Source organism: Micrococcus sp. HG099, assembly GCF_024723355.1.
GTDB classification, from domain to species: Bacteria; Actinomycetota; Actinomycetes; order Actinomycetales; family Micrococcaceae; genus Micrococcus; species Micrococcus endophyticus.
Genome location: NZ_JANQCJ010000152.1, coordinates 1 through 4,421, shown reverse-complemented (window position 1 = coordinate 4,421; position 4,421 = coordinate 1). Strand labels below are relative to the sequence as shown.

Sequence of the window (4,421 nt, the reverse complement as noted above, 5' to 3'; positions counted from 1 at the left end):
ACGTCGACCCGCGCGGCGCTCGCCGGACCGGGCGCCGCCGTCGGCCCGCCGGGCAGGGGCCCGCCGGCGCCGCGCGACGACACCCGCAGGACGAGGACGCGGCGCGGCCCTCCCGCCGCCGTACCCTGATGCCATGGTCAGCTCGCTCGCGCCGGACCCCCTGACATCCCACCCGGACCTGGCGGACGAGGACCGCTCGTGGCTGCAGCTCCTGGTGGGGGACTGGCAGCTCGTGGCGGACCTCGCCCTCGCCGACCTCGTGCTGTGGTGTCCCGCCCCGCGGCCGGACCCGGCCGAGGGCTTCGTCGCGGTCGCCCAGGTGCGCCCCTTCACCGCCCCCACGCTGTTCCACCGGGACATCGTGGGCTCGCGCGCCCGCGCGGACCTGCGCGCCGTCGTCGCGAGCACGTGGTCCGGCGGCGAGCGCCCCGAGGGCGCGGGCCCGGTCGAGACGCCGGACGGCACGCTGCAGGTGCGGCTGTGGCCCGTGGTGCGGCGCGGCCGGGTGGTGGCCGTCCTGTCCGCGCACGGCGATCCCCACGGACGGCCCTCCCGCTCGGTGATCGAGGAGAACTACATCCGCACGGCGGACAGCCTGCTGGACATGATGCAGCACGGGCGGTGGCCGGCCCCCGAGGAGTCGGCGGGCCTGTGGGCCGGCGGCACCCCGCGCGTGGGCGACGGCCTCGTGGTGCTCGGCGAGGACTCCGTGGCCCGGTTCACCAGCCCCAACGCGGTCTCGGCCCTGCGCCGCCTGGGCATCGCGGCCACCCTGGAGGGGCGCCGCCTCACGGACTTGCTCGCGGGGACGGACGCCGCCCGCCAGCCGAGCGAGGAGGGCACCTGGGCGGTGCTCACGGGCCTACGGGCCGGGCGCCGCGAGGTGCAGTCCCGGGGCGCGTCCCTCACGGTGCGCTCCGTGCCGCTCCTGGGCCCCGACGGCTGGCACGGGGCCCTCCTGCTGCTGCGCGACGTCACCGAGCTGCGCCGCCAGGAGCAGCGGCTGGTCTCCAAGGACGCGACGATCCGCGAGATCCACCACCGCGTGAAGAACAACCTCCAGACGGTCGGCTCCCTGCTGCGCATGCAGGCCCGCCGGACCTCCTCGCCGGAGGCCGAGCGCGCGCTGCGCCAGGCGATGCGGCGCGTGGACACCATCGCGCTCGTGCATCAGACCCTGAGCGAGGAGATCGACGGGCAGGTCCCCGTGGACGACCTGCTCAAGCGTCAGTTCCGGCTCGCCGTGGAGGTCTCCGGCGACGGGCGGCCTCTCGAGGCGGCCGCCTCGGGGGAGTTCGGGGAGCTGCCCTCGCACGTGACCACCCCGCTCGCGCTCGTGCTCAACGAGCTCGCCGCCAACGCCGTGGAGCACGGCACGGCCCCGGCCGGCGGACGTGTGGAGCTACACGCCGAGCGCGAGCTCACGCCCGCCGGATCGGTCCTGGTCGTCTCCGTCACGGACGGCGGGTCCGGCGTCGAGGACGGCTGGTCCCCGGGGGAGTTCCAGCCGGCCGCGGACGGGGCGGGGCTGGGGCTGCGGATCGTCCAGACGATGGTGGAGGGGGACCTGCGCGGCACCCTGCGGTGGGAGCGGCTGACCGACGGCGGCACGCGGGTGGTGCTGCGCATCCCGACCGCCTGATCCGGGCCCGGGCAGGACAAAGGCCCCGCCGAGTGATCGGCGGGGCCTGTCCGAGGGGCTGCGAGGCGGCGGGGCGTCAGGAGGCGCGGCGGGCGCGCGCGGCGCGGCGCTTCATCGCCCGGCGCTCGTCCTCGCTCATACCGCCCCAGACGCCGGAGTCCTGCCCGGACTCCATGGCCCACTTCAGGCACGTGTCCACGACCTCGCACGAGCGGCACACGGCCTTGGCCTCCTCGATCTGCAGGAGGGCCGGGCCCGTGTTGCCCACGGGGAAGAAGAGCTCCGGATCCTTGTCCAGGCAGGCTGCCTTGCTGCGCCAATCCATCGGTCCGCTCACTTTCTGTCGGGAAGCCGGAGCCCGGAGGCGCCGGTGGTCGCGGCCTCCACCGGCGGCGGGTCCGGGGGACCGGCGCGGGCGACGCGCGGCACAGCCGGAACGGGAGGGCGACCCTGGTCATTGCAACGGGGACCGCCTTCATGCGAATGCGGCCCCCGGAAATCTCTTGCGTGTCATCCTCGCACGGCCCCGGCGCGGGAACAAGAGGGGTGCGGGTCCGCGCCCGGCCTGCGGCGTGCGTCCTTCGTCACACCGGCCTCGGTCCTCGCGGCGGGCCCGGGTCCGCCGGCCGCGGCGCGGCCGCCGCCCGGCGTACCGTGGAGTCACGTCCGCGCTCCCGAGGAAGAGGCACCCCATGGCGCAGTCCCGCCGCCCCGATCCCGTCGCTCCCCGCGAGGCCCCGGCCGCTCCCGCGCCGGAGGGCGTCCGCGCGCCCGTCGCCGCGCTCGTGGTGGCGGCCGCGCTCGCGCTGCAGGCCGCCGCCCTGCTCTGGCTCGCCGGCGACGCGATCGCGCACCTGGGGGACGGGGTGCTGCCCGCCGGGGCGCGGGTGATGCTCATCGTGATCTACGTGCTGCTGGGCCTGTGGATCCTGGTGACGTCCGTGGCCCTGCTGCGCGGCCGGGCGTGGAGCCGGGGCGCCGCCACCGCGGTGCAGCTCTTCGGCGTCCTGCTCTCCTCCTGGCTGTTCAGCGTGGGGGAGCCGGTGGTCGGCGGCGTGCTGCTCGCGGTCTCCGGCATCGCCCTGGTCACCCTGTTCTCGCGGCCGGTGACCGCCCACCTGTCCTCGGCGGCGCGGGAGCCCTCCTCCGAGTGACCGGTGCGGCCCCCGAGCCCCCGGCCCCGACGACGACGGCGCGCCCCCTGCGGACAGGGGGCGCGCCGTCGTCGTGGCGCGGGTCCGCGGCGCAGACCGCGCGGGTCAGTTGACCGGGCCGGTGAACTTCTCGCCGGGGCCCTTGCCCGGAGCGTCCGGGAAGGGGGAGGCCTCGCGGAAGGCCAGCTGCAGGGAGCGGAGCCCGTCGCGCAGCGGACCGGCGTGCTGGCTGCCGATCTCCGGGGCGGCCGCGGTCACCAGGCCGGCGAGGGCGGTGATCAGCTTGCGCGCCTCGTCGAGGTCCACCAGCTCGCGGGCGTCGGGGGAGTCGGCCAGGCCGCACTTCACGGCGGCGGCCGTCATGAGGTGCACGGCGGTGGTGGTGATGACCTCCACCGCGGGGACCTCGTGGATGTCGCGGACCTCCGCGGGGGAGTCCTGGTCGTTGGCGTCGTGGGCCTGACGTTCGTCTGTCATGGTGGTAAGCTTCCCATAGACCACTCCTGGTCTGCGCCCGTTGCGTCCTCCGGTGAACCCGGTGGCCGGCGGACACGGCCCGGGAGCAGCAAAGTGGAGGCCTTTCTCCCACCCGCGTCAGCAGCATGTCCGGTTCGCCCCGGGCCGAGTTGCCGGGTCACCGGTCGGGACGATCGCCCTCGTGGCGCGCGTCCCGCGCCGAGGGTCCCGCCCGTCGGGACCGTGTCGAGGCCTCCGTCCGCGTCCACGCGGGGAGGCCTTTCTCATTTCCGGGGGCCTGTCCGGCGGGCGCGGGTGAACCCGTCGCCTCAACACAGGAGTAGCACCATCAGCGATCCCCGCATCAACGAGCGTATTCGCGTTCCGGAAGTCCGCCTGGTCGGCCCGAACGGCGAGCAGGTCGGCATCGTCCGCGTCGAGGACGCCCTCCGTCTCGCCGCCGAGGCGGACCTGGATCTCGTGGAGGTGGCCCCCACGGCCAAGCCTCCGGTGTGCAAGCTGATGGACTTCGGCAAGTACAAGTACGAGGCCGCGGTCAAGGCCCGCGAGTCGCGCAAGAACCAGGTGAACACGGTCCTCAAGGAGGTCCGCTTCCGCCTGAAGATCGACAAGCACGACTACGAGACCAAGACCGGCCACGCCAAGAAGTTCCTGAGCCAGGGCGACAAGGTCAAGGCCATCATCCAGTTCCGCGGCCGTGAGCAGCAGCGCCCCGAGCTCGGCATCAAGCTGCTCCAGCAGTTCGCCGAGGACGTGGCGGAGCTGGGCACCGTGGAGTCGCAGCCCCGTCAGGACGGCCGCAACATGGTGATGGTCATCGGCCCGCTGCGCACCAAGGCGGACGCCCGTGCGGACCAGCGCAAGAACTCCGAGGACAGCCACCGTGAGCGTCAGGGCGGCGGCTCGCGCCGCGACCAGGCCGCCCGCGAGGCCAAGGCCCGCGCCGCCGAGAAGGCCGCGGCCAACGCCGCCCCGGTGAAGAACTCGGTCGGGGACGCGTTCCCGGAGCAGCTCAAGGCCATGGCGGCCCGCACGCAGGAGTCCGCTCCCGCCGCGCCGGCCGCCTCCGCCGAGCCGAAGCAGGCGCCGAAGGCCCCCGCGACGCCGGCCGCCCAGGCCGCGCCGAAGCAGGCGCCCAAGGCCCCGGC

General features: G+C 75.2%; 5 protein-coding genes. 3 read left to right on the top strand and 2 right to left on the bottom strand.

The features are described from left to right. The first annotated feature begins 133 nt into the window (after window positions 1-133). Window positions 134-1,642 carry a sensor histidine kinase gene (locus tag NWP10_RS10630; RefSeq protein ID WP_258300883.1) on the top strand — a complete coding sequence of 503 codons (1,509 nt, stop codon included), beginning with the start codon at window positions 134-136 and terminating at the stop codon, window positions 1,640-1,642. A 76-nt stretch (window positions 1,643-1,718) separates the two neighbouring features. Here NWP10_RS10630 and NWP10_RS10625 read toward each other — a convergent pair whose 3' ends face one another. Continuing rightward, the gene (locus tag NWP10_RS10625; protein ID WP_002854852.1) at window positions 1,719-1,967 is read right to left on the bottom strand and encodes a WhiB family transcriptional regulator; all 249 of its coding nucleotides are present in this window, start codon (window positions 1,965-1,967) and stop codon (window positions 1,719-1,721) included. 367 nt (window positions 1,968-2,334) lie between these two features. On the opposite strand from NWP10_RS10625, the gene NWP10_RS10620 reads away from it, so the two are divergent. Further along, entirely contained in the window at window positions 2,335-2,796 is a 462-nt protein-coding gene (locus NWP10_RS10620; RefSeq protein ID WP_258300882.1) for a hypothetical protein, read from the top strand. A 105-nt stretch (window positions 2,797-2,901) separates the two neighbouring features. Here NWP10_RS10620 and NWP10_RS10615 read toward each other — a convergent pair whose 3' ends face one another. Next, window positions 2,902-3,273, bottom strand: coding sequence for a DUF1844 domain-containing protein (locus NWP10_RS10615; RefSeq protein ID WP_158494420.1), 372 nt, complete (start codon window positions 3,271-3,273; stop codon window positions 2,902-2,904). Window positions 3,274-3,567: 294 nt separating this feature from the next. On the opposite strand from NWP10_RS10615, the gene infC reads away from it, so the two are divergent. Continuing rightward, window positions 3,568-4,421: translation initiation factor IF-3 (gene infC, locus NWP10_RS10610; RefSeq protein ID WP_258300881.1), on the top strand; the 854-nt coding region annotated here is incomplete at its 3' end.